This window comes from Type-C symbiont of Plautia stali (genome assembly GCF_059730935.1).
The window spans coordinates 1,573,555-1,596,262 of the sequence record NZ_AP035923.1 but is presented as its reverse complement, the minus strand read 5'-3'; the positions used below and the strand labels follow the sequence as shown (position 1 = coordinate 1,596,262).

Sequence of the window (22,708 nt, the reverse complement as noted above, 5' to 3'; positions counted from 1 at the left end):
TTTTCTACTTAGCGCGCAAAACCGGCGAAAATATTGAACAGCAGCGTGGAGACGTAATGGGCATTATTTTTGACAAGCCATTGATTGGCGTAGTGATGTGCCAGAACCCCATCGGCAACCACCTTGGGCAGACCGTGCATAACAAATACCTCGACGCCGTGGTGCTCGCCGGTGGCGTGCCGCTGCCTTTGCCGCATCAGCTGATGCACGCGCCGCAGCTATTAGAAAACAGTATGACGCTGCTGGACGGCATTTTGCTCACCGGCAGTCCAAGCAATATTGAACCCTGGCATTATGGTGAAGAGGGCCATGAGGCGCATGCCGATCCGTCGCGTGACCGCTTGTCCTTTGCGCTTGTCACCCACGCCAGCGGGAAAAAAATGCCGATGCTGGGCATCTGCCGCGGTTTGCAGGAGCTGGTGGTCGCCAACGGCGGCGCGCTGCATCGCCAGCTGCATCAGACGCACCTGTTTCAGGAGCACCGCGAAGATGACAGTCAGCCGCTGGAGCAGCAGTACGCGCCGGCGCATCTGGTGCAGCCCGAACCCGACGGCCTGCTGAGCCAGCTGCTGGGCAGTGCTGCTGCGTTCGCGGTCAATTCGCTGCACGGCCAGGGCATCCGCGAGCCGGGTCCGCAGTTACGCATTGAAGCCCGCGCGCCGGATGGCCTGATCGAAGCCGTCAGCCTGCGCCAGCATCCGTTTGCGCTGGCGGTGCAATGGCATCCGGAGTGGCAATCCGATCGCGATCCGGTCTCGCGCCGTTTATTCGAGGCCTTTATCCACGCCGCAGCACGTTATCACAAGGAAAAGCAGCCATGAATGATGCCACTCTGGCGCCCGGACGACGCTTATCGCAAATCCGGCAGGAGTTGGGATTGTCTCAGCGTCGCGTCGCTGAGTTGTCAGGTTTAACACACAGCGCCATCAGTACCATTGAGCAGGATAAAGTCAGCCCGGCAGTCAGCACGTTACAAAAGCTACTCAAAGTGTATGGGCTGTCGCTGTCGGAGTTTTTCTCGGAGCCGAAAGTGAATGCCACGCCGCGCATCATCGTGCGCCCGGATGATTGCGTTGAGATCGGCAGCCTCGGTGTTTCTTTACAGCTGATTGATAACGGTGCAGCGAAGCGCGCGCTGGCGATGCTGCTGGAGCGCTACGAGCCGGGGGCCAGCACCGGTGAAAAGCTGCGCCATCCCGGTGAAGAGACCGGCACGGTGCTGGAGGGGGAAATCACTCTGGTGGTGAACGGTCAGAGTTATCACCTTAACCGCGGCGAAAGCTACGTGATTGATACCGGTTTGCCGCACAGTTTTACCAATACATCAGATCAGCCGTGTCGCATTGTCAGCGCGCATACGCCCGCCAATTTCTGAGTTCACGCGCTACAGGAGGTTATGATGCACCACGTGCAAAGTTATTACGCCGCGACCGCCAACGCGCACGCGCCGTGGCCGCAGCTGCAGGAGAGCATTCAGTGTGACGTCTGCATCATCGGCGGCGGGTTTACCGGGCTCTCTTCCGCGCTGTTTCTCACCGAAGCCGGTTACGATGTGGTGGTGCTGGAAGCGGCCCGCGTCGGCTTCGGTGCCAGCGGCCGCAACGGCGGCCAGGTGGTGAATTCCTACAGCCGCGATGTCGATGTGATTGAGCAGCGCTACGGCAAACAGACTGCGCAGATGCTGGGCAGCATGATGTTTGAAGGGGCGGAGATTATCCGCGACCGCATCGATCGTTACGCCATTGCCTGCGACTACCGTCCCGGCGGCATTTTTGCTGCGCTCAATCAGCGCCAGATGGGGCATCTGCGCAGCCAGCAGGCCAGCTGGGCGCGTTACGGCAACAGCGATCTGGAGCTGCTGGACGAGCGCGGTATCCGCCGTGAAGTGGCCACCGACCGTTACGTCGGCGGCCTGCTGGACCGGCGTGGCGGCCATCTGCACCCGCTCAATCTGGCGTTAGGTGAAGCCGAGGCGATTCGCCGGCACGGCGGCCGTATATATGAGCAGTCGGCGGCGCTGGCAGTGACCTACGGCGCACCCAACCGGGTCAAAACCGCGCAGGGTGAAGTCAGCGCCACCTTTGTGATTTTTGCCGGCAACGCCTATCTGCCGTCGCAACTGGAACCGCGACTGGGGCGCAAAAGCATGCCGTGCGGCTCGCAGATCGTCACCACCGAGCCGCTGAGCCGCGATCAGGCGCTGGGGCTGATGCCCAATAACCACTGTGTGGAAGATTGTAATTACCTGCTGGATTACTTCCGCCTGACCGCCGACAACCGCCTGCTGTACGGCGGCGGCGTGGTGTATGGGGCGCGCGAACCGGAAGACATCGAGGCGTTGATCCGGCCCAAGCTGCTGCGCACCTTTCCGCAGTTGCGCGACGTGAAGATTAGCCATCGCTGGAGCGGTAACTTCCTGCTCACGCTGTCGCGTATGCCGCAGTTTGGTCAGCTGGAGAAGAATGTGTTCTTCATGCAGGGCGATAGCGGACATGGCGTGACCTGCACGCACCTCTCCGGCAAGCTGATCGCCGAAGTGCTGCGCGGCCATGCAGAGCGGTTTGATGCATTTGCGAAGCTGCCGCACCTGCCGTTTCCCGGCGGAAGACGCTTTAAGGTGCCACTGACGGCGATGGGCGCGGCCTGGTATGCGTTAAGGGATCGGCTGGGGGTTTAAGGTGGGTGCGGTTTGCTGCCCTCACCCCGGCCCTCTCCCACGGGGAGAGGGAGAAAGACGGTGCGTTCATCTGTATGGAGAGGGAGAAGGATGGTGCGTTCATCTGCATGGAGAGGGAGAAGGATGGTGCGTTCATCTTCAGGGAGAGGGAGAAGGACGGTGCCTTTATTTAAGCCGGGAGCAGTACCAGGAATGCGCGCTCGGGCGGTTCCCTCTCCCGCGGGCGGGAGAGGGTTAGGGTGAGGGCAACCCCGCACCGCCCCTACTCCAGCGGCATCTTCATCGGGTCATCGTAGCTGTACTCAAACCCCAGCTCGTGACAAATCTTCGAACCGTCAATCACCTTGCCGCTGGCGCGCACTGGCTCGGCAACAAACGTCGGTGGCACCAGGCCTAACTGCTTCGACACGCTCGGGTAAAAGCTGTCGCGTGACGGATGTTTCGGGGCGCACAGGTTGTAAACGTGCCCGCCCTTAGGCGTTTGCAGCAGCAGCACAATCGCGTCGACCACATCATCAAGATGCACCAGGTTCACCGCGTGCGCGCCGTTTTCCAGGTTGGTTTTACCGGCGAGGAAACGCCCCGGATGGCGGTTCGGGCCGACCAGGCCGGCGAGACGCACGATATCTACGCTGGTGCCCGGCAGGTCATGCAGCCAGTTTTCCAGCTCTACCAGCGTTTTGCCTGCCACCGTCTCCGGCTGCAGCGCGCTGCTCTCTTTTCTCACGCCGTCGCCGCTGCCGTATACCGAGGTAGAGCTGGTAAAGATGATGCGCGGCACTTTATTCGCCAGCGCGGTATCGACCACGTTCTGCACCGCCTGCATGTAATCTTCGCCGCCCTGCACGGTGCGGCTGGCAGGCAGCGTCACCACCAGCGCATCCACCGCCATCAGTGCGGCCAAATCATCTGCTTCACACTCCAGCTCCGGTGACAGCACCAGCTGAAACGCATCAATACCACAGCGGCGCGCCGCATCGACGCCATCCGGTGAGGTTTTGCTGCCGGTCACCTGCCAGCCGCGCGCTGACAGCGCCATCGCCAGCGGCATTCCCAGCCATCCCAGACCTACAATCGCCACCTTTTTCATATCGACTCCTGCTCTCCCGCGCTAAGACACCCCATCTTAGTGCCAGCGCGTCAGCCAGACCAGCGCAAACTGTTGCCGAAGGTTGCGAAAACTGACGTTAAAAAAGGGTTGCCAAGCGCCGCCATCTTCGTTAGGTTAATCAGCACGCAAATGAATACTCATTCAGCAACGGAATTTTTTATGACACGCGTTCAGTTCAACCACCATCATCACCATCACCCTGACTAGTCTTTCAGGCGATGTGTGCTGGAAGACGTTTAGGATCTTCCAGTGGTGCGAGCGCAAAGAGAGCCCCCGGAAGATCATCTTCCGGGGGTTTTTTTATGGGCTAACGCAACCCGATACGCTTCAGACAGGATTGAATAAGAGGACAGGAACCATGTTAGATAACACCCGTTTACGCATAGCTATGCAGAAATCCGGCCGTTTAAGTGATGAATCACGCGAACTGCTGGCACGCTGCGGTATTAAAATTAACCTTCAGCAGCAGCGTCTGATTGCGTTTGCGGAGAACATGCCGATCGACATCCTGCGCGTGCGCGATGACGATATCCCTGGCCTGGTGATGGATGGCGTGGTCGACCTCGGTATCGTTGGCGAAAACGTGCTGGAAGAGGAGCTGCTGACACGCCGCGCGCAGGGCGAAGACCCGCGCTACTTTACGCTGCGCCGCCTCGATTTCGGCGGCTGCCGCCTGTCGCTGGCAATGCCAGTCGATGCCGAGTACACCGGTCCGCAATGCCTGAATAATGCCCGTATCGCCACCTCTTACCCGCACCTGCTGAAGAAATACCTCGATAAACAAGGCATCGCGTTTAAATCCTGCCTGCTGAACGGCTCCGTTGAAGTGGCACCGCGCGCCGGTCTGGCCGATGCCATTTGTGACCTGGTGTCCACCGGCGCCACGCTGGAAGCTAACGGCCTGCGTGAAGTTGAAGTGATCTACCGCTCTAAAGCGGTGCTGATCCAGCGCGATGGCGAACTGCCAGCGGCGAAACAGCAACTGGTGGATACGCTGATGACGCGTATCCAGGGCGTGATTAAAGCGCGTGAATCCAAATACATCATGCTGCACGCGCCGAGCGAGCGGCTGGAAGAGGTTATCGCCCTGCTGCCGGGTGCCGAGCGCCCTACCGTGCTGCCGCTGGCCGGTGAAGTGAGCCGCGTGGCGATGCACATGGTGAGCAGCGAAACGCTGTTCTGGGAAACCATGGAAAAACTAAAGGCGCTGGGCGCCAGTTCGATCCTCGTGCTGCCAATTGAAAAAATGCTGGAGTAACCGATGAGCGCAATCATGCAACCTATCGACTGGCAGGCGTGCAGTGCCGAACAGCAGCAGGCGCTGCTGCAGCGTCCGGCAATCTCGGCATCGGCCAGCATCAGCGCCACCGTGCAGGACGTGCTGGTGCAGGTAAAACAGCAGGGCGACGCGGCACTGCGGGCGTTCAGCGCGCGCTTCGACAAAGCCCAGGTGGAGAATCTGCGCGTGTCCGCCGCTGAGATGCAGGCGGCCGGCGAGCGACTGAGCGACAGCTTAAAGCAGGCGATGGCAGACGCCATGGCGAATATCGAAACCTTCCACAACGCGCAGATTCTGCCGCCGGTGGACGTGGAAACCCAGCCGGGCGTGCGCTGCCAGCAGATCACCCGTCCGGTGAAATCGGTCGGCCTGTATATTCCTGGCGGCTCGGCGCCGCTGTTCTCTACCGTGCTGATGCTGGCAACGCCGGCGCGCATCGCTGGCTGTGGCCGCGTGGTGCTGTGCTCGCCGCCGCCAATTGCCGATGAAATTCTGTATGCGGCGCAGCTGTGCGGCGTGCAGGAAGTGTTTCAGGTCGGCGGCGCGCAGGCGATTGCCGCCCTCGCCTTCGGCACAGAAAGCGTGCCGAAAGTGGACAAGATTTTTGGCCCGGGCAACGCGTACGTGACCGAAGCAAAACGCCAGGTCAGCCAGCGTCTCGACGGCGCAGCGATCGACATGCCTGCCGGTCCGTCTGAAGTGCTGGTGATTGCGGACGAAGGCGCGACGCCGGCTTTTGTCGCTTCAGATTTGCTGTCGCAGGCCGAACACGGTCCGGATTCCCAGGTGATCCTGCTGACGCCTTCACGGCAGCTGGCAGAAGGCGTGGCGCTGGCGGTTGAACAACAGCTGGCGCAGCTGCCGCGTGCCGCTACGGCCCGTCAGGCGCTGGAGAGCAGCCGCCTGATTGTGGCGCAGGATCTGGCGCAGTGCGTGGAAATCTCCAATCAGTACGGTCCGGAGCACCTGATTATTCAGACGCGCCAGCCGCGCGCGCTGGTTGAGGAGATCACCAGCGCCGGTTCGGTGTTCCTCGGCGACTGGTCGCCGGAATCCGCCGGTGATTATGCCTCCGGCACTAACCACGTGCTGCCGACCTATGGCTACACCGCGACCTCCTCCAGCCTTGGGCTGGCCGATTTCCAGAAACGCATGACGGTCCAGGAGCTGACGCCGCAGGGCTTCCTCAACCTCGCCGCCACCATTGAAACCCTCGCCGCCGCGGAACAGCTGGACGCGCACAAAAATGCCGTGACCCTGCGCGTCGCCGCCCTGAAGGAGCAAGCATGAGCAACAACGTTGAAGATTTAGCCCGCGCCAACGTGCGTGCGCTGACGCCCTATCAGTCTGCTCGTCGCCTCGGTGGCAACGGTGACGTATGGCTGAATGCGAACGAATTTCCGCTGCCGGTGCCGTTTGAGCTGTCGCAGCAGACGCTGAACCGCTATCCGGAGTGCCAGCCCAAATTAGTCATTTCGCGCTACGCCGCCTATGCCGGCGTTCAGCCGGAGCAGGTGCTGGTGAGCCGCGGGGCGGATGAAGGGATTGAGCTGCTGATGCGCGCCTTCTGCGAACCGGGCAAAGACGCCATCCTGTTCTGCCCGCCGACCTACGGCATGTACAGCGTCAGCGCCGAAACCATCGGTATTGAGTACCGCACCGTGCCGGCACTGGACAACTGGCAGCTCAACCTGCCCGCCATCGCGGACCAGCTGGACGGCGTGAAAGTGGTGTACATGTGCAGCCCGAACAACCCGACCGGCAATCTGATTAATCAGGATGACATCCGCCAGCTGCTGGCGATGACCGCCGGCAAAGCGCTGGTGGTCGCCGACGAAGCCTACATCGAGTTCTGCCCGCAAGCAACGCTGGCCGGCTGGCTGCAGGAGTTCCCGCACCTGGTGATTCTGCGCACGCTGTCAAAAGCCTTTGCGCTGGCTGGCCTGCGCTGCGGCTTTACGCTGGCCAACAAGCCGGTGATCGATCTGCTGCTGAAGGTGATTGCACCTTACCCGCTGGCGACGCCGGTGGCCGACGTGGCGGCGCAGGCGCTGAGCGAGCAAGGCATCGCGCTGATGCGTCAGCACGCGCAGCAGCTTAACGACAACCGCGCCTGGCTGTGCGAACAGCTGCCGCAGCTGAGCGTAGTGCAGCAGGTCTTCCCGAGTGAAACCAACTATATTCTGGCGCGCTTCACCGACTCGCCAAAAGTGTTTAAAACGCTGTGGGATCAGGGCATTATTCTGCGCGACCAAAACAAAAACCCTGGCCTGGCGGGATGTCTGCGCATCTCCATCGGCACCCGTGAAGAGTGCGAGCGCCTGATCGCCGCGCTGCAAGCCTTATCTGTGGAGCAAGCATGAGTCAGAAGATCCTTTTTATCGACCGCGATGGCACCCTCATCTCTGAGCCGCCGACGGATTTTCAGGTAGACCGTATGGAGAAGCTGGCGTTTGAGAAGAACGCCATCCCGGCCCTGCTGGCGCTGCAGGAAGCGGGTTATCAGCTGGTGATGATCACCAACCAGGACGGCCTCGGCACTGAACGTTTCCCGCAGGCCGATTTTGACGGCCCGCACAACCTGATGATGCAGATCCTGCGCTCACAGGGCGTGAACTTCAGCGACATCCTGATCTGCCCGCATCTGCCGGAAGAGAACTGCGACTGCCGCAAGCCAAAGACCAAAATGGTCGAAGCCTGGCTGGCCGACGGCGCGCTGGATACCGCCAACAGCTATGTGATTGGCGACCGTCTGACCGACATCCAGCTGGCGCAGAACATGGGCATTCAGGGCCTGCGCTACGGTGCGGAAGGCGAAGACTGGGACGCGATTCAGGCGCGCCTGACCAAACGCGATCGTCACGCGCTGGTGAACCGCAACACCAAAGAGACGCAGATTAAAGTGGAAGTGTGGCTGGATCGCGAAGGCGGCAGCAAAATCAACACCGGCGTCGGCTTCTTTGATCACATGCTGGATCAGATCGCCGTGCACGGCGGCTTCCGCATGAACATTGAGGTGAAAGGCGACCTGTATATTGACGATCACCACACGGTGGAAGATACCGGCCTGGCGCTGGGCGAAGCACTGCTGAAGGCGCTGGGCGACAAGCGCGGCATCGGCCGCTTCGGCTTCGTGTTGCCGATGGATGAGTGCCTGGCGCGCTGCGCGCTGGATATCTCCGGCCGTCCGCACCTCGAATACAAAGCCGAGTTCAGCTACCAGCGCGTTGGCGACCTGAGCACCGAAATGGTCGAGCACTTCTTCCGCTCGCTGTCGTACGCCATGATGAGCACGCTGCACCTGAAAACCAAAGGCCGCAACGATCATCACCGCGTGGAAAGCCTGTTCAAAGCCTTTGGCCGCACGCTGCGTCAGGCGATTCGCGTTGAGGGCAACACCCTGCCGAGCTCGAAAGGAGTGCTGTAATGAACGTGGTGATTCTTGATACCGGCTGCGCCAACCTCTCTTCGGTTAAGTGGGCGATTGAGCGCCTTGGCTACACGCCCGCGGTGAGCCGCGATCCGGACGTGGTGCTGCGCGCCGACAAACTGTTTCTGCCCGGCGTCGGTACTGCGCGGGCGGCGATGGACCAGCTGCAGGAGCGCGAGCTGATCGAGCTGGTGAAAGCCTGCACCCAGCCGGTGCTCGGCATCTGTCTCGGCATGCAGCTGCTCGGACGCGGCAGCGATGAGAACGGCGGCGTCAGCACGCTCGGCATCGTTGACGAGCCGGTATCGCTGATGGATACCCAGGGTTTACCGCTGCCGCACATGGGCTGGAACCAGATCACCGCGCAGGCCGGCAATCACCTGTTCCGCAACATTCCGGACGGCAGCTACTTCTACTTTGTGCACAGCTACGCCATGCCGGTGAATGCCGCCACCATCGCCCAGTGCGACTATGGCCTGCCGTTCACCGCCGCCCTGCAGAAAGATAACTTCTTCGGCGTGCAGTTCCACCCGGAGCGCTCGGGTAAAGCCGGCGCGCAGCTGCTGAAAAACTTCCTGGAGATGTGATGATTATCCCCGCATTAGATTTGATCGACGGCAAAGTGGTGCGCCTGCATCAGGGCGACTACGGCCAGCAGCGCGATTACGGTAACGATCCCCTGCCGCGCCTGCAGGATTATGAACGCCAGGGCGCGGAAGTGTTACATCTGGTGGATTTGACCGGGGCGAAAGATCCGGCAAAACGCCAGATCCCGCTGCTGACCACGCTTTTACGCGGCGTCAGCGTGCCGGTACAGGTTGGCGGCGGTATTCGTCATCGTGACGATGTGGCCGCCCTGCTGGCAGCCGGTGCCACGCGCGTGGTGGTTGGCTCCACCGCAGTCAAGCAGCCGGAAGCAGTGAAAGGCTGGTTTAGCGAATTCGGTGCCGACGCCATTGTGCTGGCGCTTGACGTGCGCATTGACGCCAGCAATCGCAAAGAAGTGGCGATCAGCGGCTGGCAGGAAGCGGCAGGCGTGACGCTGGAAGAGGTGATTGGCTGGTACCAGCCGGTGGGCCTGAAACATGTGTTGTGCACCGATATTTCGCGCGACGGCACGCTGAGCGGTTCCAACGTGGCGCTGTATCAGGAAGTATCCCAGGCGTTTCCGGACATCGCGTTCCAGTCTTCCGGCGGCATCGGTTCACTGGACGATATCGCTGCCCTGCGCGGCAGCGGTGCACAGGGTGTGATTGTCGGTCGCGCCCTGCTGGAAGATAAATTTACGGTAGCGGAGGCAATTGCATGCTGGCAAAACGGATAATCCCCTGTCTGGATGTGCGTGACGGGCAAGTAGTGAAAGGCGTGCAGTTCCGCAACCACGAAATCATTGGCGACATCGTCCCGCTGGCGCAGCGCTATGCCCAGGAAGGCGCTGACGAACTGGTGTTTTACGATATCACCGCCTCTTCCGACGGCCGCGTGGTGGATAAAAGCTGGGTATCGCGCGTGGCGGAAGTGATCGACATTCCGTTCTGCGTCGCCGGGGGCATTAAAACCCCGGAAGATGCGGCACGCATTCTGCAGTTTGGCGCAGATAAGATCTCCATCAACTCGCCCGCGCTGGCCGATCCGACGCTGATTACCCGGCTGGCGGACCGCTTCGGCGTGCAGTGCATCGTGGTGGGCATCGATACCTGGTTTGATGAAGCCAGCGGCAAGTATCACGTCAATCAGTATACCGGCGACGAAGCGCGCACCCGCGTTACCCAGTGGGAAACGCTGGAATGGGTAGAGGAAGTGCAGAAGCTGGGCGCCGGCGAGATCGTACTGAATATGATGAATCAGGACGGCGTGCGTAACGGCTACGACCTGGTGCAGCTGAAGAAGGTGCGTGACGTGTGTAAGGTGCCGCTGATCGCCTCTGGCGGCGCAGGGACCATGGCGCACTTCCTCGAAGCCTTTGAGCAGGCAAACGTCGACGGCGCGCTGGCGGCTTCGGTGTTTCACAAACAAATTATCAATATCGGCGAGTTGAAAAACTTCCTGATCGACAACGGTGTGGAGATTCGCGCGTGTTAACTGCAGAACAACTGGCCAGACTGGACTGGGCCAAAACCGCGGGCATGATGCCCGTCATCGTCCAGCACAACGTCTCCGGCGAAGTGCTGATGCACGGTTATATGAACGAGGACGCGCTGCACAAGACGCTGGCCGACGGCAACGTCACCTTCTTCTCCCGCACCAAAAACCGTTTATGGACCAAAGGCGAAACGTCGGGCCACTTCCTCAAAGTGGTCAGCATAACGCCGGATTGCGATAACGACACACTGCTGGTGCTGGCCAATCCGATTGGCCCCACCTGCCATCTCGGTACCTCAAGCTGCTTTTCGCCTGCTGCACCGGACTGGACGTTCCTGTATCAGCTGGAGCAACTGCTGGCCTCGCGTAAAAGCGCCGATCCGGCCAGCTCCTATACGGCGAAGCTGTACGCCAGCGGCACCAAGCGCATCGCACAGAAGGTGGGAGAAGAAGGTGTTGAGACCGCGCTGGCCGCTACCGTCAATGACCGCCATGAACTGACTAACGAAGCCTCCGACCTGCTGTACCATCTGCTGGTGCTGCTGCAGGATCAGGAACTGGATCTCAGCACCATCATCAACAACCTGCGCGCACGCCATAAGTAACGATTGTGCGCCATGCTGCTCAAAACGGGCTTTCTGGCTCGATTTTGAGCAGCATACTTCGCAAAAGAGTGCGATCAATTGCGCTTCATCAGAATGGAAACCTCCATGACCACGCATGAAAAACTGCTCGCCCTGCTCGATCAGCATAACGCCCGTTACCGACTCATGGAGCATGAAGCGATCGGAAAGTGTGAAGCCGTGGCCGCGATTCGTGGCACGGAAGTGGGACAAGGCGCCAAAGCGCTGGTGTGTCACGTCAAGGGCAACGGCATCAAACAGCATGTGCTGGCGGTGCTACCGGCCGACCAGCAGGCCGACCTGAGTAAAGTGGCAGCCGCCGTGGGTGGCCGTCGCGCCTCGCTGGCCTCGCCGGCTGAAGTGGATGCGCTGACCGGCTGCGTGTTTGGCGCGATTCCGCCGTTTAGCTTTCACGCGGATTTACAGCTGGTGGTCGACCCGCTGCTGTTCGAGCGCTACGACGAAATTGCCTTTAACGCAGGGCTGCTGGAGAAGTCGGTGATGCTTCAGGTAGAGGATTACCGCGCACTGCATAATGGTAACGTGATGAAAATAATACTCTAATTGCCATACACCACGCTGAGCGGTACTCTCGATGACTTATCATCACGACAAAAGAAGACCGCAACTATGGCAAGTTCCCGTTTTACCGCCCGTCTGCGCCATACGCTGGCACTGGCAGTGCTGGCAGGCTGCGCGTTCGGCGCTCAGGCAAAAATCGATCAGGTGCGTTTCGCCGTTGATCCTACCTATCCCCCTTTTGAATCCAAAACACCGCAGGGCAAGCTGGTCGGGTTTGACATCGACCTCGGCAATGCGCTGTGCGCGCAGATGCAGGCCAAATGCGTGTGGGTCGAGAGCCAGTTCGACGGCATGATCCCGGCGCTGAAGGCGCGTAAGTTTGACGCCATCCTGTCGGATATGGGTATCACCGAAGAGCGTCTGAAGCAGATCGACTTCACCGTGCCGCTTTATGACACCCACACTCAGCTGATTGCGCGTAAAGGCTCCGGCCTGCTGCCCACCGCGGAATCGCTGAAAGGCAAAACCGTGGGCGTTGAACAGGGCACCGTGCAGGAGCGCTACGCGCTGGCGAAATGGCAGCCGCACGGCGTGAACGTGGTGCCGTATGGCGATCAGGCACAGGTTGAGAGCGACCTGATTTCCGGACGTCTTGACGTGGTGTTCACCGATGCCGCACAGGCCGCAAACGGCTTCCTGAAACATCCGCAGGGCAAAGATTTCGAGCTGGCTGGCCCGATTGTGCAGGATCCGATTATCGGCCCCGGCACCGCCATCGGCCTGCGCAAAGGCGACACTGAATTAAAAACCGCGCTGGACAACGCCTTCGCGGAAATCAAAAAGAACGGTACCTTTGATACCTTGCAGAAGAAGTATTTTGCGACGGATATCTCTATTAAGCCGTGATCGATGGGGCGGCGCATTTGCCGCCCTTTTTCCAGCAGAACTATAATTCCCTTCATCAATTTCATGCGGCGCGGCCACGAGCGTGCCCCAGACACAGGACATCGACTGCGTTATGCAACAACAACATCATCCTTTGTTAAGCGCGACGCTGGGCACCCAGCGGGAAATTGTCAGCTTCCACTTCGGCACCGACTCACAGCAGCGGGTGTATATTCAGGCGGCGCTGCACGGCGATGAACTGCCGGGCATGGCGGTGGCGTGGTATCTCAAGCAGAAGCTGCTGGCGCTGGAGTCGGCGGGCAAGCTAAAAGCCAAAGTCACTTTGGTGCCGGTCGCGAATCCGCTCGCGCTGGGTCAGCACTGGCACGGCACTCATCTCGGACGTTTTCATACTCTTTCTGGTCAGGATTTTAACCGTCGCTTCCCGGCGCTGGGCGATACGCTGGCGGCTGAACTAGCGGGATCGCTGACACAGAGTGAATATGAAAACAAACGACTGATTCGCGACGCCATCGATCGTCACTACCGCGACCGCATCGCCAAAACCGAACTAGAGGCCCAGCGCTTTACCCTGATGCGCATGGCCAGCCAGGCAGACCTGATGATTGACCTGCACTGCGACTGGGATGCCTTGCCGCATCTTTACACCACACCGCACGCCTGGCCGGAGATTGAGCCGCTGGCGCGCTGGCTTGGCAGTGAAGTGCAGCTACTGGCGCAGATCTCCGGTGGAGAGCCCTTTGATGAGGCCTGCTGCGAACCCTGGCTGACGCTGGCTGAGCGTTTTGGCAAAGACTACCCAATGCCGCGCGGCCTGCTGCCGGTGACGCTGGAACTGCGCGGCGTAGCCGATGTGTCGCCGGAACAGGCGGAGAAAGATGCAGATGCGATTATCAATGCGCTGATTGAAGGGGGATATATTACCGGCGAAACCGGAGACTCCCCTGCCCTGATCCATGCACCAACGCAACTGGCGGGCTGTGAGTACATCCACGCGCCACACTCCGGACTGCTGCTGAACCGCAGAAAGTTAGGCGAGTGGATTAAAGCGGGCGAAGTGGTGGCGGAGATTGTCGACCCGATCAATGACTACGTGACACCGCTGGTCGCTGAGTTTGGCGGCGTGCTGTATGCACGAAACCTGACCAAGTTTGTCACGGCCGGGATGCTGGTGGTGAGACTGGCGGGGGAAAATGCGGGACGTAAGGGGGAGTTGTTAGTAAGTTAACAATTCTTCAAAAAAAAAGTATTAAAAAAATTTTTTTTTCGTAAAATGAGCTCTATTAAACAGGAGCTCATTTGGTAATTTTATGTTAAAAGATATACAGGCATTACGTTGTATCGCAATCTGCTTTGTCATATTTTTGCATCTTCCGGTAATCATTCCAAACAATCATTTTTATAATGAATTAAGAAGCTTTACAAATACGGATAGTGGCGTTGAACTTTTTTTTGTTATTGCAGGATTTTTCTTATCCTTAACCATTGAAAAATCAGCAAAAAACCTCAACTCCACAGCTGAAAAAATTAATTTCCTTTTCGAGATTTATATAAAAAAGATTAAAAGACTGTCGCCTCCAGTTTATTTTTGGGTTGCAGTTCCGCTTGCCTTCTCAATTTTAACGAAAAGAGCAGATATTTGGCTGTCATATGATTTAATGATAGAAAAGTTTTTCTCATCATTGATGTGGGTTAGGAATTTTGAAGAGATTGGTACAGAAGGTAACTTTGGTTATATGTGGGCATTATCTCTTGAAATGCAGTTTTTCATTATATATCCGATGCTTTACTCCTTATTAGGAAGAAAAAATACAATTTTACTTTCTATATTTATATGCGTAAGTATGATGTTCTATCGGTTGGGAGGTGGCGCCTCATGGATGTTTAGGTTTGACCCGATGCTTTATGGCACTCTCTTGTATTATGTCACGAGGTCTTTTGATTTCAATAAAATGGCCTTGAAACACTTAAATGTTAACCCAGTATCAAAATTCATAATCGCATTGATTTTAATACTTTCCTTAGCTGTAGTACCAAAGGCATTGATCCATCTTTGGAATTTTAGATTTAGCTGCGCCTCAATAATTTCAAGTATTTGCGTACTGTTAGCTGTTACAGATATGGGCTTTTTCACCACCTTACCAAAGTTCATTAATCAAGTGATCAGCTATGTTGGGAGTCGCTCTTTTTCTTTTTTTTGCTGCCATATACCAGTATGGTTTATGGTTTTCCAGTTCACTTCAGACCATGACATAGGTGTAGTGTCAAGAGTAATTTTACAGATATCAGCGGTATTGATTGCGAGTGAATTAACATATCGTATGCTTGAAAGAACTAACAAGAAGCAATTAAAAAATTCGTTTAGTTTAAAAGCGCAATAATATCTTCAACTGAAATAGAGTTTCAATAATATAGTCAGTTTGAAATCCAAGTGAATAGTTTATAAATTAACGATTAATATAAAAAAATAGCCCAACATGAACAATGTTGGGCTATTTTGACATCTTTAGGCTGAATTAATCAATTAATTACATTATTGAAATAATTTAGCGTGAAATCCATTCAGTATGAAAAACACCGTCTTTATCAATACGCTTATAAGTGTGCGCACCAAAGTAGTCGCGCTGCGCCTGAATCAGGTTGGCAGGCAGCACTTCTGAGCGATAGCTATCGTAGTATGCAATTGCCGCTGAGAAGGTTGGCGTTGGAATACCGTTCTGGATGGCATAAGAGACAACATCACGCAGCGCCTGCTGATATTCATCTGCGATGTTTTTGAAGTAGGGATCCAGCAACAGGTTAGCGATGCTAGCATTGGTCGCATAAGCATCAGTAATTTTCTGCAGGAACTGTGCACGGATGATGCAACCAGCACGGAAGATCTTCGCGATTTCACCGTAATGCAGATCCCAGTTGTTCTCTTCTGAAGCCGCACGCAGCTGAGAGAAGCCCTGAGCATAAGAAACGATCTTACCCAGATACAGTGCACGGCGCACTTTCTCAATGAACTCAGCTTTGTCACCGGTGAAGGCTTGCGCCTGAGGGCCAGTCAGCACTTTAGAAGCTGCAACACGCTGTGACTTGAGTGAAGAGAGGTAACGAGCGAATACTGACTCAGTGATCAGAGAAAGTGGCTCGCCAAGGTCCAGGGAGCTCTGGCTGGTCCATTTACCGGTACCTTTGTTGGCTGCCTCATCCAGAATCACATCAACCAGGTATTTACCGTCTTCATCTTTCTTGGTGAAGATATCTTTGGTGATGTCGATCAGGTAGCTACTCAGCTCACCGTTGTTCCAGTCAGTGAAGGTTTTAGCCAGCTCTTCGTTGTTCAGACCGAGTGCGCCTTTCAGTAAAGCGTATGCTTCTGCAATCAGCTGCATATCGCCATACTCGATACCGTTGTGCACCATCTTCACATAGTGACCAGCACCGTCCGGACCGATGTAAGTAACGCAGGCTTCACCGTCTTCTGCACGCGCAGCAATTTTATCCAGAATTGGCGCTACCAGTTCATACGCTTCTTTCTGACCGCCAGGCATGATCGACGGGCCTTTCAGTGCGCCCTCTTCACCGCCGGAGACACCGGTGCCGATGAAGTTGAAGCCCTGATCAGACAGTTCTTTATTACGACGGATAGTGTCTTTATAGAAGGTGTTACCACCATCAATCAGGATGTCGCCCTTATCAAGGTGTGGCGTCAGTGAAGCGATGGTTTTGTCTGTCGCTTCACCTGCCTGTACCATCAGTAGGATACGGCGTGGTTTCTCTAAAGATTCAACGAATTCTTCAACAGTGTAGTAAGGAGCGAGCTTTTTATCTTGGTTTTCAGCGATGACTTCATCGGTCTTTTCGCGAGAACGGTTGAAGATAGACACTGTGTAACCGCGGCTTTCAATGTTAAGAGCCAAGTTACGGCCCATGACTGCCATACCTACAACGCCGATCTGTTGCTTTGACATTTCATACTCCTGTCTGTGGTCACGCATAGTGTTACGGGTAACACCATAGTATAAGTGACCAATATGTTAACTCAACATGTGCTAAGAGAGGTAGAAAATGATGCTCTTAGTAATAATCAAATGTTAACCTTCAAAATCCTTATGAAATCGATTACATTACAAAGTGTAAAAAATATCCAAAAATCTATTCTAAGGAAGATCCGATGCCTCAACGCGCGTTACTTATCAATGATACCGAAGATGTTTACCATTGGGGCTGCTATGGTACATCGCATGCAGTAAAGGAAAAAATCAAGAAGAACGGAATGAAGTTAGTTGATACAATTCCAGTTTATGATGTTCATAATTTAAGATGGTTTCCTAATTATGCAAATGAATTTTCTGATAAGGCTAACTTTGTAGAAAAATTACCAGAAATCGCCATTAAAATTGATAATTGTGACGTTGTGATAATTAATGGGGAAGGCACTATCCACCATTTTTCAGGCTATCCAAAGGCTTTGCTTTTCCTCATATATTCTGCCAAGACATTCTTTAATAAAAAAGTGATACTGATTAACCATAGCTGTTTTCCAAGCACTGAAGACAGCGAAACCATCAATTTCTATAAAAAAGCCTATGCATGTTGTGATTATATAGCTGCAAGAGAAAAAAGAAGTGTGGCAACTATTACCAACGAGTTAAGAATGCCATGTACTTTAGCTTTTGACAGTTTACCACTAACAGCTAAATCTGTTGAAAATAAACTTTACAAACCGATTTCAGAAAAATATGTATGTATTTCGGGGGCAGTCAATTATAAACATGAACGTTCAGGAATGATTGCAAAAATAATTCAAAATCACTTCCCGAACCATAGATATATTTACCTAGCCGGTTCAAAAGAAGAAGGTATTCACCATGAAGAACCAATTGTCTATGAAAGTTTAAAAAAGCACATGCATAATATCGAAATGTATGAGGCTAAAACCTTTGAGGAGTGGCTATCAGTAATTAAAAATGCAAAAATTTTAATTTCGGGCAGATACCACTATACAATTGGTGCCATGTGTACAGGAACTCCAACAGTCTATTTTCCGTCAAACACCCCAAAAATCGATGCTATTGCAGAAGAATATGGCTTGCCAAAGCCTGTGGTGTCAGAGAATGATAAAAAGTTCAAGCTAAAATTTTATATGGCAATAGCGTGGGCTAAATTAAGAAGGTGGCATAATTTATGTGACAAATTATGCAAATCTGCTGAGAAAAATTACAACTGGTAAATCATAATTTCTTGCTCAGTTTAGCAAACGAGATTGGATTTTTTTCAAAGATTGTTGTCTTTCCGAAAGCGTTTCCGATTCAAAAGGTAACGCTTTAAAACCAAAAAATAGCACAGCATTGACCAGTAAAGTAGAATAAATGCCTGAAATAAATTTAATATTTTTAGCGTTTTTTAGTAAAAACAAATCTGAAATTGGAGAGTTATGTTCAATATATTGAAAATTAACATCATTAGACCTGTTTAATTTTTCTAACAAAACAGTGCTGACAGGAAATCTTGTATGACCCAAAAGGATCACATTGTACCCCTTCTTAGATAAATCCTGAACCACCTCAATATATTCATTATTAATTAATTCATTTTTATTCTCGTCAGGAAAGCCTCCATGGCCGATTACAATTACATTGTTATTACCTTTTAATATAGGCGTTTTATAGCATGTATCTATTCTAATTAGTTTTTCCAGGACTTTTGAAATATTAATAGGTAATGAAATAAGGTTTGATTTTTCATTAAACATATGAGGATGTAGACAAAAAAATTTTGCTCCATCATTATATTGATTATTTTCAAACTGCAGGTAACTTGTCAGGCCTTCCTCATAAAAAAAATAGTTGTTGGCTTTAAAAGCTGAAGCTACGGTTAAAAGCATTTCAGGAAAAGGTGAATAGACCTCATCAAAAAAATCAATTGTGTGTTCATAATTGATAGTTTCTGAATAATATTCTTCGTGAGAAACAAAACTTACACTTTCCCAAGCATGTAATCTGTTCGCCCAGAGCCTATTAGATGCGACGGGTTGTCTATCAATTGTAATCAAGATATGATCTTCGTAAGATGCACTGTGTAATTCGCTTGAAATTACTGACGCCATCAAAGTTGAGTAATAGCCTGTAGAGATAAATAATCTTTTTTTCATTTATTAGCGCCCAAATTTTTAAAGTTGCGTCTAAAAACTAAGAGAAATAATTTGAGTGATTTTCTAAATAGAGAGGTAAAAAATCGATTATAATTTTTTTCATAAAAATTAAAATAGCGTTTCTTTTCATCCAGAATAACTTCATTTCCTTTTAAAATAACTTCAGATGATAAATTTAGATCGTTAAGACCTTTTAGGATATTTATAAGCTCATATCTAAAATTAATATGTTTGTTGCCCTTACAGTTTATAATTCTTGGATGGATATTCTTATCAGAAATCACCATATCATAATAAACACTTTCTAATTTGTAAAAGCTTAAAATATAACTCAATCTGGCTAAATAGTCCCACAAAGGGAAATCACAATCTTCTTTCAAATAACCAATTTCAGTTAAGACTTCTCTGGGTAAACTAAATGGTAGAGAGCATATTGAAGGTCTCATCAATAGACTACATGTAGAGAGAAAATCATCATTAGAGGGATGTGCTTTACACCCTAACAAAAAGGGACGATTTAAAAACGTGGCATGATAATTAATAATCAAGTCGGCGTAATAGATTTTTTTTTGATAATTCCTTGATCCTTTATAGAGCATTTCAAAATATGATGAACTAATCTTGTCATGCTGATCAAGTATTAAAATATATTCACCTTCAGAACGCCTTAGCCCGATGTTTAATGCTGAGGCATAGCTGTCAATATTAATTGAACTTACAATCTTAATTTTACTAATATCATCCTCATGTAATTTCCTCATGAATGTTCGCAAATTTTCTTCATCACTATCCTTACATACGATTACCTGCTCCCAATTAGAAAACGATTGCGATCTAAGAGAATTAAATGTATCTTCAAATAAAAATAAATCTGTAGAGATAACAGTTATTACTGATACGAAGGGAGATATTGATTCAGCCATATAAACTCAAAACGGCGCAATGCGCCGTTTAATTTAAAAGTTAATTTTAAGGGTTCTTAATATCTTAGCAATAATCGACTTCTTAATCTTGAACGTCTTGCCAAATAATTTAACAAAAATAAATCCGCCACTTATCTTGTAAGTGATTTTACCTGCATATTTCTCAATGAATTTATCTTGCTTTGTCATAGGAGCATGCGGATTGCGCTTGCGATAAGTCCAATAAAAGTCTTTTAAAGGATGCACACAAGTGAGAGTCCAAGGTTTTCGACGATCAGTATAATGCAATATACCTATGTCTGATAATGTTTCAGACTCTTGCTGTAAGCTATATTTTCTTTCAAGATCATTAGCTGTGAACATTCTACTGTTGACATTCCACTTTAAAGGTAAAATTTTTGATTGATCTTTAAAAGTAATGTTTAAGATGTCCTGGTCTTGAAGACTTATTTCTCTGTTATTGATGTAAAAATTAATCATATAGTCAATAAATACATCAGGGTATTTTAGTCTTATCTCTTTTAAGTTGAAAACGATCATACCGGCGTTAAAATAATTATTATCAGCCCCAAGTAAAAGCCGTCTTGATTGAAGAATACCTCCCTCATCCAGAGATGCCCCTATACATTTACCATCAAGATTTTCCTGCCAAAGTTTAACAATATCGTCAAGACAAATCATGTCAGAGTCTAAATAAATAACTTTATCGATATCAGGAAGTACTTTGTGGATAACTAAACGATAATAAGTATTAAGCGAAATGTATGAACGATTGAGTGGTAAAGAGCTGAATAAATCGGGGTCTATTTCAACAAACTTGATTGTGACATTTGGTTTGAGGCCAAAGTGAAGAAGCTCTCTTTTATCACTTGTCAAATTATTGTCACATAGTATATGGAATACTAATTTTTGCTTATCATTCGCATTATCTATAATAGACTCAATTGTCGCCGAAGCATGAGGATAGTATTTATCATCGAATGACAAGCAAATATTTACTGGCTCATCAATTAATATTTTATTCTGTTTTTTCTTTGCTTGAATATTATTTAAGATATTATTGATGTCTAATTTTGGTGATTCAGCTAAATACATTAATCCAGCAGTACTAACTCGAATCCCATGATATTCTCTTCGTGCATAGAGTACATAGGCATTAACTAATCTTTCTGCGATAAACCCCCAAATTCTTGATTGATACGAATCGTATGAACTAATATCAATCTTTTCCTCTGCTTCGTTTAAAACGCCAAATAAGAACTCACAGTACTCATGATAGTATTCGCGCTTCATAATAGTTATGTTCGCAAAAAAACAAGAGGTCGAATATAAAGATTCTAAAAGCGCTAAGTAATATTTAGGATATTTTTCCTTGACGATTTCTACTACAATGTCCAAATCTTTTTTATAATGATCCAGACTATATTGATCATAGTTAGACATTATTTTCCAGGGAAGCCCTACTGGGTGGACGTTCCATACCGGACCTGTGATAATATCTTGTTCAGCACAGATGTTTTTTATGCTCTCAGAATCCAGTTTATGTTCTGTGATAATATCATCATCAAGCTTATTTATTACATTGTAATCGCCATGTGATTTAAATGATAGATATCTCCTGTAATGCATCAACCCATAGTAATCTGCCTCATCGTTTTTCCAGGCCCAATATATGGCAGTAAGTTCACACCAGGATTTATTCTTTACAGAAATATTATCACCAGTATCATCGCCTATACAATAATCAAGTGTTGTGTTTGATAAAGCTCTTCCAACCTGAATAGGGATGATACATTCATTTTTGATATACGGTGACTGCTTATGATGACAAACGTAAATTTTAACATTAGGATTTGTTGACACGTAAACCTCAAATTCAAATATCAAATAACATTAAGATAGAGAGTCTTAGTCTTTTCATAAACTGTCTCAAGACTAAAACGTTCCTCAACAATTTTTCGCCCACGCAAGCCCATTTGTAAGCGCACTTCTGGATTTGCGAGTAAACTCAAAAGTTTCGCTTTAAACTCGTCCTTGTCACCCCTGCTAGCCACATACCCATTGACACCATCATTAATGATACTACTACAGCCACCGCTATCATAAACTATACAGGCTCTACCAATTGCTGAACTTTCGATGATTATCCTTGGAATACCCTCAAAATAAACAGATGGTAAGGCAACAATATTACATTCCCCAATCAATTTAGGAATATCATTTCGCTTGCCAAGCCAATTAATTAAACCGTCATTGTGCCATTTCATAATATCTTCTTTGGCAATCGCATCCGTATCATCTTCTATCTCAATCCCTGCGACGTTAAGAACGAAAGATTTACCTTGAGCTTTTAGTTCTCTATTTATATTGACTAACACTTCCAGGCCTTTTGACTTCAACATCCTTGCAGCGAACAACACAACCAGAGGTTCATTATCAATCTCCTTCTGATATTTAAAGTCACGCAGATTGACACCGACCCCATCAATAACCATGCATTGCTTATCAGACACCTTAATCAATTTTGTAAGGAAAATTAAGTCATTGACATGTTCAAAAGTCAAACGACTTTTTTCATTCTTGAAAATAAATTCATAAAGTTTTCTGACGCCATAGTTCAACAGTTTGTAAGTTAAGTTTTGATTCATGAATACCCTACCCAAACCTACAAAACTTGATATGAATGCCGTCTGTGTAAATCTTGCGTATAAACCACCAATAAGTATTGGTTTAATAGTTATAGAATGAAGTATATCTGGTTTAATTATATTCAGTATTTTAAAAGACAAGATTGAATCTTTTATTACCGACAATAGATTAAGTGTTCTCTCATTCATGCGCGAGTTATGGCAGATAAATCCCTGAGCAGACAAGTTAGAAATTTCAACATTGCTAAAGTGCGCTATTATATGAACTTCACATCCATCGTTTTGGAATAGCTTTGCTCTTTCTAACCAGTGAAGCTCGAAATACCAGCCAGAGTTAATAAAAAAACAAATCTTTTTTTTCATTT

Annotated in this window: 23 protein-coding genes and 1 other annotated feature; of the genes, 17 read left to right on the top strand and 6 right to left on the bottom strand. The window is 50.5% G+C overall.

What is annotated here, in order from left to right; all coding sequences use genetic code 11:
• Positions 1-56 precede the first annotated feature (56 nt).
• The 3 genes from puuD to AC6I7J_RS07230 are packed head-to-tail and all read left to right on the top strand — an operon-like array spanning position 57 to position 2,677.
• Entirely contained in the window at positions 57-821 is a 765-nt protein-coding gene (gene puuD / locus AC6I7J_RS07240; RefSeq protein ID WP_498007047.1) for a gamma-glutamyl-gamma-aminobutyrate hydrolase, read from the top strand.
• Entirely contained in the window at positions 818-1,375 is a 558-nt protein-coding gene (puuR, locus tag AC6I7J_RS07235) for an HTH-type transcriptional regulator PuuR (protein ID WP_031280073.1), read from the top strand. Before puuD ends, puuR begins: the two co-directional genes overlap by 4 nt.
• A 21-nt stretch (positions 1,376-1,396) precedes the next feature.
• On the top strand, positions 1,397-2,677 hold the full coding sequence (locus tag AC6I7J_RS07230) for an NAD(P)/FAD-dependent oxidoreductase (RefSeq protein WP_058771096.1): 1,281 nt from the start codon (positions 1,397-1,399) through the stop codon (positions 2,675-2,677).
• A 262-nt stretch (positions 2,678-2,939) separates the two neighbouring features.
• Here AC6I7J_RS07230 and AC6I7J_RS07225 read toward each other — a convergent pair whose 3' ends face one another.
• Positions 2,940-3,767: an SDR family oxidoreductase gene (locus AC6I7J_RS07225; protein WP_058757317.1), complete on the bottom strand. Its 828-nt coding sequence runs from the start codon at positions 3,765-3,767 to the stop codon at positions 2,940-2,942.
• A 180-nt stretch (positions 3,768-3,947) separates the two neighbouring features.
• Here AC6I7J_RS07225 and hisL point away from each other — a divergent pair, with 180 nt between their 5' ends.
• The 13 genes from hisL to AC6I7J_RS07160 all read left to right on the top strand — a co-directional run bounded on the left by hisL (position 3,948) and on the right by AC6I7J_RS07160 (position 15,011).
• Positions 3,948-3,995 (top strand): his operon leader peptide, encoded by a 48-nt coding sequence (gene hisL, locus AC6I7J_RS07220; RefSeq protein ID WP_100396937.1) that lies wholly within the window; start codon positions 3,948-3,950, stop codon positions 3,993-3,995.
• Positions 3,971-4,092, top strand: a sequence feature (His leader region). (Overlaps the previous gene by 25 nt.)
• Before the next feature lie 54 nt (positions 4,093-4,146).
• Positions 4,147-5,046 (top strand): ATP phosphoribosyltransferase, encoded by a 900-nt coding sequence (gene hisG / locus AC6I7J_RS07215; protein WP_031280070.1) that lies wholly within the window; start codon positions 4,147-4,149, stop codon positions 5,044-5,046.
• 3 nt (positions 5,047-5,049) lie between these two features.
• Positions 5,050-6,357, top strand: coding sequence for a histidinol dehydrogenase (gene hisD, locus AC6I7J_RS07210; RefSeq protein ID WP_498007046.1), 1,308 nt, complete (start codon positions 5,050-5,052; stop codon positions 6,355-6,357).
• Complete coding sequence (hisC, locus tag AC6I7J_RS07205) at positions 6,354-7,430, top strand: histidinol-phosphate transaminase (RefSeq protein WP_021509355.1); 1,077 nt, start codon at positions 6,354-6,356, stop codon at positions 7,428-7,430. The genes hisD and hisC overlap by 4 nt, the downstream gene beginning before the upstream one ends.
• Positions 7,427-8,494, top strand: coding sequence for a bifunctional histidinol-phosphatase/imidazoleglycerol-phosphate dehydratase HisB (gene hisB / locus AC6I7J_RS07200; protein WP_021509354.1), 1,068 nt, complete (start codon positions 7,427-7,429; stop codon positions 8,492-8,494). The genes hisC and hisB overlap by 4 nt, the downstream gene beginning before the upstream one ends.
• Positions 8,494-9,084 carry an imidazole glycerol phosphate synthase subunit HisH gene (hisH, locus tag AC6I7J_RS07195; RefSeq protein WP_010617671.1) on the top strand — a complete coding sequence of 197 codons (591 nt, stop codon included), beginning with the start codon at positions 8,494-8,496 and terminating at the stop codon, positions 9,082-9,084. Before hisB ends, hisH begins: the two co-directional genes overlap by 1 nt.
• Positions 9,084-9,821, top strand: a complete 738-nt coding sequence (gene hisA / locus AC6I7J_RS07190; protein WP_498007045.1) for a 1-(5-phosphoribosyl)-5-[(5-phosphoribosylamino)methylideneamino]imidazole-4-carboxamide isomerase — start codon at positions 9,084-9,086, stop codon at positions 9,819-9,821. Before hisH ends, hisA begins: the two co-directional genes overlap by 1 nt.
• Entirely contained in the window at positions 9,803-10,579 is a 777-nt protein-coding gene (gene hisF / locus AC6I7J_RS07185; RefSeq protein ID WP_498007044.1) for an imidazole glycerol phosphate synthase subunit HisF, read from the top strand. The genes hisA and hisF overlap by 19 nt, the downstream gene beginning before the upstream one ends.
• The gene (gene hisIE / locus AC6I7J_RS07180) at positions 10,573-11,184 is read left to right on the top strand and encodes a bifunctional phosphoribosyl-AMP cyclohydrolase/phosphoribosyl-ATP diphosphatase HisIE (protein WP_021509350.1); all 612 of its coding nucleotides are present in this window, start codon (positions 10,573-10,575) and stop codon (positions 11,182-11,184) included. Before hisF ends, hisIE begins: the two co-directional genes overlap by 7 nt.
• 105 nt (positions 11,185-11,289) lie before the next feature.
• Positions 11,290-11,766, top strand: coding sequence for a YbaK/prolyl-tRNA synthetase associated domain-containing protein (locus AC6I7J_RS07175; RefSeq protein ID WP_498007043.1), 477 nt, complete (start codon positions 11,290-11,292; stop codon positions 11,764-11,766).
• Positions 11,767-11,832: 66 nt separating this feature from the next.
• Entirely contained in the window at positions 11,833-12,630 is a 798-nt protein-coding gene (locus AC6I7J_RS07170; protein WP_278706875.1) for an ABC transporter substrate-binding protein, read from the top strand.
• A gap of 112 nt (positions 12,631-12,742) precedes the next feature.
• On the top strand, positions 12,743-13,858 hold the full coding sequence (locus AC6I7J_RS07165; RefSeq protein ID WP_498007042.1) for a succinylglutamate desuccinylase/aspartoacylase family protein: 1,116 nt from the start codon (positions 12,743-12,745) through the stop codon (positions 13,856-13,858).
• Positions 13,859-13,940: 82 nt separating this feature from the next.
• Entirely contained in the window at positions 13,941-15,011 is a 1,071-nt protein-coding gene (locus AC6I7J_RS07160; RefSeq protein ID WP_136548348.1) for an acyltransferase family protein, read from the top strand.
• Between the two features lie 165 nt (positions 15,012-15,176).
• Here the strand turns inward: AC6I7J_RS07160 and gnd are convergent, their stop codons facing one another.
• The gene (gnd, locus tag AC6I7J_RS07155) at positions 15,177-16,589 is read right to left on the bottom strand and encodes an NADP-dependent phosphogluconate dehydrogenase (RefSeq protein WP_136548346.1); all 1,413 of its coding nucleotides are present in this window, start codon (positions 16,587-16,589) and stop codon (positions 15,177-15,179) included.
• A 203-nt stretch (positions 16,590-16,792) separates the two neighbouring features.
• On the opposite strand from gnd, the gene AC6I7J_RS07150 reads away from it, so the two are divergent.
• The gene (locus AC6I7J_RS07150) at positions 16,793-17,851 is read left to right on the top strand and encodes a polysaccharide pyruvyl transferase family protein (RefSeq protein ID WP_498007041.1); all 1,059 of its coding nucleotides are present in this window, start codon (positions 16,793-16,795) and stop codon (positions 17,849-17,851) included.
• Positions 17,852-17,866: 15 nt separating this feature from the next.
• On the opposite strand, the gene AC6I7J_RS07145 is transcribed toward AC6I7J_RS07150, so the two are convergent.
• From AC6I7J_RS07145 to AC6I7J_RS07130, 4 genes are read right to left on the bottom strand one after another with little or no spacing between them, the layout of a single operon-like run.
• Positions 17,867-18,772: a polysialyltransferase family glycosyltransferase gene (locus tag AC6I7J_RS07145; RefSeq protein ID WP_498007040.1), complete on the bottom strand. Its 906-nt coding sequence runs from the start codon at positions 18,770-18,772 to the stop codon at positions 17,867-17,869.
• Entirely contained in the window at positions 18,769-19,695 is a 927-nt protein-coding gene (locus AC6I7J_RS07140) for a glycosyltransferase family A protein (protein WP_498007039.1), read from the bottom strand. The genes AC6I7J_RS07145 and AC6I7J_RS07140 overlap by 4 nt, the downstream gene beginning before the upstream one ends.
• Before the next feature lie 33 nt (positions 19,696-19,728).
• On the bottom strand, positions 19,729-21,558 hold the full coding sequence (locus AC6I7J_RS07135; protein ID WP_136548138.1) for a DUF4422 domain-containing protein: 1,830 nt from the start codon (positions 21,556-21,558) through the stop codon (positions 19,729-19,731).
• Positions 21,559-21,578: 20 nt separating this feature from the next.
• Positions 21,579-22,706 (bottom strand): glycosyltransferase family 4 protein, encoded by a 1,128-nt coding sequence (locus tag AC6I7J_RS07130; protein WP_264240008.1) that lies wholly within the window; start codon positions 22,704-22,706, stop codon positions 21,579-21,581.
• Positions 22,707-22,708 lie beyond the last annotated feature (2 nt).

Bases quoted from the DNA above. Each gene is read 5' to 3' on its own strand.
- puuD (WP_498007047.1), top strand. From the start codon at position 57: ATGGGCATTATTTTTGACAAGCCATTGATTGGCGTAGTGATGTGCCAG.
- puuR (WP_031280073.1), top strand. From the start codon at position 818: ATGAATGATGCCACTCTGGCGCCCGGACGACGCTTATCGCAAATCCGG.
- AC6I7J_RS07230 (WP_058771096.1), top strand. From the start codon at position 1,397: ATGATGCACCACGTGCAAAGTTATTACGCCGCGACCGCCAACGCGCAC.
- AC6I7J_RS07225 (WP_058757317.1), bottom strand. From the start codon at position 3,767: ATGAAAAAGGTGGCGATTGTAGGTCTGGGATGGCTGGGAATGCCGCTG.
- hisG (WP_031280070.1), top strand. From the start codon at position 4,147: ATGTTAGATAACACCCGTTTACGCATAGCTATGCAGAAATCCGGCCGT.
- hisD (WP_498007046.1), top strand. From the start codon at position 5,050: ATGAGCGCAATCATGCAACCTATCGACTGGCAGGCGTGCAGTGCCGAA.
- hisC (WP_021509355.1), top strand. From the start codon at position 6,354: ATGAGCAACAACGTTGAAGATTTAGCCCGCGCCAACGTGCGTGCGCTG.
- hisB (WP_021509354.1), top strand. From the start codon at position 7,427: ATGAGTCAGAAGATCCTTTTTATCGACCGCGATGGCACCCTCATCTCT.
- hisH (WP_010617671.1), top strand. From the start codon at position 8,494: ATGAACGTGGTGATTCTTGATACCGGCTGCGCCAACCTCTCTTCGGTT.
- hisA (WP_498007045.1), top strand. From the start codon at position 9,084: ATGATTATCCCCGCATTAGATTTGATCGACGGCAAAGTGGTGCGCCTG.
- hisF (WP_498007044.1), top strand. From the start codon at position 9,803: ATGCTGGCAAAACGGATAATCCCCTGTCTGGATGTGCGTGACGGGCAA.
- AC6I7J_RS07175 (WP_498007043.1), top strand. From the start codon at position 11,290: ATGACCACGCATGAAAAACTGCTCGCCCTGCTCGATCAGCATAACGCC.
- AC6I7J_RS07170 (WP_278706875.1), top strand. From the start codon at position 11,833: ATGGCAAGTTCCCGTTTTACCGCCCGTCTGCGCCATACGCTGGCACTG.
- AC6I7J_RS07165 (WP_498007042.1), top strand. From the start codon at position 12,743: ATGCAACAACAACATCATCCTTTGTTAAGCGCGACGCTGGGCACCCAG.
- AC6I7J_RS07160 (WP_136548348.1), top strand. From the start codon at position 13,941: ATGTTAAAAGATATACAGGCATTACGTTGTATCGCAATCTGCTTTGTC.
- gnd (WP_136548346.1), bottom strand. From the start codon at position 16,589: ATGTCAAAGCAACAGATCGGCGTTGTAGGTATGGCAGTCATGGGCCGT.
- AC6I7J_RS07150 (WP_498007041.1), top strand. From the start codon at position 16,793: ATGCCTCAACGCGCGTTACTTATCAATGATACCGAAGATGTTTACCAT.
- AC6I7J_RS07145 (WP_498007040.1), bottom strand. From the start codon at position 18,772: ATGAAAAAAAGATTATTTATCTCTACAGGCTATTACTCAACTTTGATG.
- AC6I7J_RS07140 (WP_498007039.1), bottom strand. From the start codon at position 19,695: ATGGCTGAATCAATATCTCCCTTCGTATCAGTAATAACTGTTATCTCT.
- AC6I7J_RS07130 (WP_264240008.1), bottom strand. From the start codon at position 22,706: ATGAAAAAAAAGATTTGTTTTTTTATTAACTCTGGCTGGTATTTCGAG.